1 protein-coding gene is annotated in these 665 nt (G+C 44.4%); it reads left to right on the forward strand.

The genetic code is table 11. The features are described from left to right. Window positions 1-206: hypothetical protein (locus tag ACTIE6_RS24295; RefSeq protein ID WP_439559088.1), on the forward strand; the 206-nt coding region annotated here is incomplete at its 5' end. Between the last annotated feature and the right edge of the window lie 459 nt (window positions 207-665).

The raw sequence follows: 665 nt of genomic DNA on the forward strand, positions 1-665 counted from the left end.
CGGTCACCTGGCGGTCGGCTACCATGGAGGATACTGCCGCGCGCGGGTATGCAGGCAGCGGTAGCAATTCAGCCTTTGCAGGTGTTTTTGCCCAACTTGTGCCGCCAACCAGAGCGATCAACGCAAAGCGGGCTAGCGAGTTTTGTACGGTGCTCCCGGAGGGGAACAGCCTGTTCTTGCAGCAATGCATAAAGGGTAGATTTTGATTAATAAATGAGTTGGTGAGTTGAATATTAGCTTGCAGTTTGAGGAGTGGGGTTCGTTCAATGCTTTTGGCATACTGTGAAACAACCGCAGGGTTTGACGGCGCAAAATTGAATAATTCCGATAAGATGTACTTTCGAAGAGGAGGTATTTAACAATTTGATAATTTAATCATGGTTACAAACCGAAAGTGATCAGTAATGGTACTTTACTTTTATTTTTTTAAATTTTAATAACAAAATACCTTTTTTCTCAGCTTCTATACCTTGTGAGAAACTGCCAAAGTGCTGGGTATTTGGTGTTTCTGAATGCCAAAGTCTGTTTGTCTGCCGCACTGGCTGGTCATAGCGAAAAGTATTATTGGGATAACTTTGCAGGCATTTTCAATGTAAGCTCCGATTGTCCGTTTTAACTTGGAGTGAGGGGATGGATAACCGGGCGGATTGAACCCATCGCAATGG

Origin of the sequence: Dyadobacter sp., assembly GCF_051859145.1 — a bacterium.
Classification (GTDB): domain Bacteria; phylum Bacteroidota; class Bacteroidia; order Cytophagales; family Spirosomataceae; genus Dyadobacter.